Source organism: Bartonella sp. AP21QHHD (assembly GCF_042196205.1).
In the GTDB taxonomy this organism is placed as follows: domain Bacteria; phylum Pseudomonadota; class Alphaproteobacteria; order Rhizobiales; family Rhizobiaceae; genus Bartonella.
Map to the genome: position 1 here is coordinate 1 of NZ_JBHIPT010000025.1, position 5,062 is coordinate 5,062.

General features: G+C 33.7%; 1 protein-coding gene. It reads right to left on the reverse strand.

Annotated elements, in window-relative coordinates:
- Nucleotides 1-1,674 precede the first annotated feature (1,674 nt).
- On the reverse strand, nucleotides 1,675-5,062 hold a 3,388-nt coding region (locus ACFIMC_RS02555; RefSeq protein WP_375680818.1), incomplete at its 5' end, for a type ISP restriction/modification enzyme.

Here is a 5,062-nt window from a genome sequence, read left to right on the forward strand (position 1 = left end):
CTTGTTGATTAGCAAGCGCGGTTTCATTTGAAATAGAAGAGATAATGGGGGTGTTGTTTGAATTTGTCATAATTAAAACCTATCTGTTTAAAAGTTTGTTATTGACAGCCCATAAGGGCGCCGGGCGCTAACAAACACGGCAGATAGTCCGTTGCTATGCTTTTCCCTCGCGAAGGGTATTGTATAACATAGCTACACCCGACAAAATCATCATATATGCTAACAAAAGCATAAAAGATAGTCAGTTTTTATAACAGGATTAGGTTTATCGTAACCTATTCGCTATCTGTTTTAGTGTTTGTTAATCACTTGAGTACTTATATAACAAAATACGTATTTATTGTCAAATAATATTTTATCTTTTTTGATATTTTTTTGTATTTTTTAAATACGTTGTGTATTGATAATATCTTATGCTTATTAATTGCTTATTTTATATTTATGTGCTTTTAAAACTATATTACGGGCTTTGTGAAACGATTGCGTATTTTCTGAATCTATACATTTATAATATTTTAGAAACGCTCTCATAATGCGTATTTTAAACTTTATAACCTATCAATTTTTTTACTAAATGAATTTTAAATTTTTTGTGAATTTTGTTTATAAGGGGCTTTAATTTAAACGACCTTAATAGCACCGCGCTCTTATAACAAATGCTTTCATTTGCATTTTTGCTTTCTCTATAGCTGTTATGTTCTTTATAGCCATGGCATCATTTTTCATGTTCATAAGAGAAATGATAAATAGGATATATGATAATTGTGATTTATTGCCTGTTATGAAAACATCTCAATAGAAACTGATCATTATAGAGATGAGCAAAATTCCTTTTAATAAACTTTTGTCAGTCTTGTCAGTTCTTTTTAGAACCTATATCATTTTTTTTTAAATGAGATAAAATTAAAAACATTATATTTCAATAAGTTAAGTTTTATCAATTTTTCAAAATACAACTTATTAAAACAGCCATAACAAATAAATACAACTGTAAATATATATTTGTCAGTTTATGTCAGTACATTGAATCGACAAAAGTGATCATTTAGTGAATGATTAAAACATGTCTTATGAGAGTATGTGATCTTTTAAAGCCTTTCAAAAGAAAGGGATTATAATCATAATAAATGCTATCAAGACCATTATGGTTATGAGTTTTGGAGGTGCTTTTTACGCCCCCCTTTACATATTTTTCAATAAAAAATAAAATTTTATTATATTTCAATATGTTAACTTTTATCAAGTTTCCCAAAAAAACAACCTATATCAAAATACAACCTGTAAACTCAACTAATGCTATATGTTTTGTAGGGATTTTGGGGGTTTGAGAAACCTTCAAAACCTATAAGTAATATAAGAAAATGAATATACATAACTCTCTTTAAACAAAGCTTCTGATAACAATAAAGCACTCATTTTAGATTACGGTTTAATCTTTTAAAGGCAATGTAAAAGAAGCGTATTCACTTTAAGATGGGATTTCTTAAAAGTCTTAAAGCAATTCAAATAAGAGTATTTAAAAGTGCAAATGATTTCTTTTTAGAATAACGCATACAAATACTCCTTTTAAAGATTGTATGTAAGCAATTTATAAAGAGGGTATAGAACCTATAGGTTATAAGACCTTATACCCCTTTGTGAGGTTAACATGCCTATCATCTGAGCATGCCAAATCTATTCAGTTTCTCTCATTTCTAATTTTGGTAGTTTTTTTACGATTTTCATTGTTTCTAAACTTACGGTAATAACCTTTTGAAATAACTCTAGAGGGTAGGCAGGGTTGCCAACGGTTTCAACAGCATAGCGATTAGCATCATTAACAATGCCACTCTTTTTATCAATCTTTACACATTGACGCCCCATAACCCATTCAAGAGCAGGCTTGCCATTAACGATATACGCATAAGCTTCAAGAGGGATATCTGTCATGATGATATTGCTATTATAAATAACAGTGGTTTTATCCTTTTCTTTACTATCCTTAATTTTTGCGAATTTCATTTCAGTTACATAATAAAACTTTTCTGGATTAGAGATCTCTGTAACTTTTGGATTACCCTTTTTAAAGGTCACTGGATACGGCTCTACAGTTTCATAGTTTACGTGCAAATGACCCAGTTCACGCCCTGCTGTTACAAACTTCCAAAAATCATCAGCACTCTTTACACAAGGGATACGAGGCAATTCTTTGCATAAATTATCAGCATAACGGGCGCGATAATCTTCCGAATGCAAAAGACCGTAAACATAATAGAATAGATCATCTTTTGTTATGGTTTCATTAGGATAAGCTGCTTTAAAATGTGCTAATCCCGCATCTGTAATGGCATCACGGCGTTGTAAATCAGCATTGTTGCTTTTTTCTATAGAATTCGTAAATAAATGTGACTGGTTATTATCTTTAGATTTTAAGGAGGTAATATCTTCATAAAAGTATCTTGGAAAGCATTGACCTGTATCTATTGCGTGAAGGTTAGGTAAATCCTTACTCATCAAAACAGAAAATCCACTTCTTGCTCCTACGCCTGTAACTTGTATTACCTTATTTTTTACCGCTTTCCCTATAGAGAATTGTAAAACTCTCTCATTAAAAATGCGATTGTAATAAAGCCACTGTTGTGTAAAAGGGCGATAGAGGCTTTGAATAAGGTATTTATCTTCAAATTCGAAAATCTTTCCACTAATTAATTGTTGTTTAAGAGAACGACTCCAACTGATTTTTTTAGCATCTGAATTTACAAAATTATCTACAATTTTTGTACGTGTTTTACAGTCAGTGTGATAAATATCATTAAAACGTTTCACTTCACTATTATAAAAATTAATCATATTACGCATATTTTTAGCTAAAGCTTCACGGCTTGAGTTATATGCCCACGCATCACGGCTAGTTGAGATACCACAAGAAAACGTTTTAAAGAGCTTTTTATTATGTCCTTTCTTATCTCCTAAAGCTAGGAATGTTTCGAAACTCTCATCACGTTGATGTATCCAATCACCATGCTTATCTGGTGCAATTACTTGCCAGCCCTTTTTATCCGTAATGCCACCAACACTACCAAAACATTCCAGAGCTGTAAGTTTTTCTTTTATCGTACGATTATTACCAATATCATGATAGTAAATTTTACAAGGTCCAATAGCATTGGGATTTTTGATAAACAAGGTTACAGCAATACCAGTCATACTTCCATTGCCGAAAACATTTTCACCTTCTTGAGCAACTCCATTGCTTAACATATTTTTGCGAAGATCTCCTCGTAAATTGAGTACGTAAATACTGCTAAATTCTTTGGCTAAAGATTTTCGTAAACCATCCATTGTAGACTTTTCTATGTAACCAGAACCAGAAACAAAACCGATTACTCCAGCATTATCAATACGATCACTAGCCCAGCGAATGGCACGAATATAATTATCATATAGATTTCGTATAAGATTTGCATTTGACTGAGCGGCATAAGTTTCACGAATGCGGTCATCTAATATCGGATAAGGTGTATTCTTTGCATTATCATTAGCACTTTTTTGACCTGTTGAATAAGGAGGATTTCCAAAGATAACTTCAATATTCATCTTCTTTTGATGTTCTAAATATTCACTGTTTTCTTTAAACAATTCCTGTAGTAAGTTCTTCTCTTCAAGCATCCGAAACGTATCGGTTAAGCCAATATGTTTAAAAGGAATATACTCTCCTTTCATAAGACTATGATACGTCGATTCAATGTTAATCGCTGCTATGTAATAAGCTAAGAGAACAATCTCATTGGCATGGATATCATGACGGAATTTGTATTCCATATCCTCTGGTTTGATCAGTTTAGATTGTAACAGCCGCGTGATAAAAGTACCCGTTCCGGTGAAAGGATCAAGGATAGAGACACCCCGTGATCCCAAGCTTTTTCCAAACTCTTGCTCTAAAACATCATTAACGGAATGAATGATAAAATCAACAACCTCAACGGGCGTGTAAACAATTCCAAGCTTATCTGTGGTTTTCTTAAATGCCTTGGCAAAAAAACTTTCATAAAGCTTGATAATAAGATTCTGTTTTGCATGAGTTTCTGTAATCCCTGCTGTACAGAACATGACACTTTTGTAAAATTGATCAAGATCTTTCGTTTTCTCTTCGATATTTGTTTTATCCAGTTCCGTTAAGATCTTATCCATTGCTTGCGAAATGGCATTGTTCTGTACAAATTCATTACCGTCAAATAAAGCTTCAAACACGGGACGCGTGACAAGATGTTGCGCTAACATCTCAATCGCTTCCTCTTGCTTGATTTCACTGTTGACGTTGTTCTTTAATTCCTTATGGAATGCATCAAAGGCGTGAAAGGCTTCACTCTTTTCATCGGAAATCATATCTTTAAGATGATTGATATGGTTTTGAGCAATCTCAGCAACATTGTTCGCCCAAATGCCCCAATAATCCGTGATTTTAAAACTATCCAGAAAAATGGCTTTGACAAAATCAAAAAATTCAGAACGGCGGAATAGGTCTCCTTGTCCTCCAGATACCGATTGAGATTTGCTTTCTGCTGTTCCAATGACACGTCCAGAACTTTCTGCTTTTGATGGTATCGAGATCTCATCAACCGTTGTGGTGAGTTCTTGTAATTCATTGGCACGCTTAATCTCTATAATCTCAATCGTATGGCTGCTATCTTGTCCTAAAGACATTTGATTAATCGTCCGAGCAAGCCTTTCATCATGAGAATGTAAAGCATGCAAAACTTGCCAAACAACACGGTATCTCTTATTGTTTTTTAAAGCCTTTTTGGCTTCTAAGCGTGAAGGAATGATAATGGGTAAAATGATATAGCCCGTTTTCTTATTTGGCGCACGACGCATCACACGCCCTACCGCCTGTATCACATCCACTTGGCTATTACGCGGGTGTAAAAACATGATGGCATCAAGAGCAGGGACATCAATCCCTTCAGACAGACACCGAACATTGCTTAAAATCCGACAAACATTTTGCCCCGCATCTTCTTTAAGCCAATCCAATTCCTCATTGCGTTTTTTGACGCTTTGCGTTCCGTCAATATGTCTTACT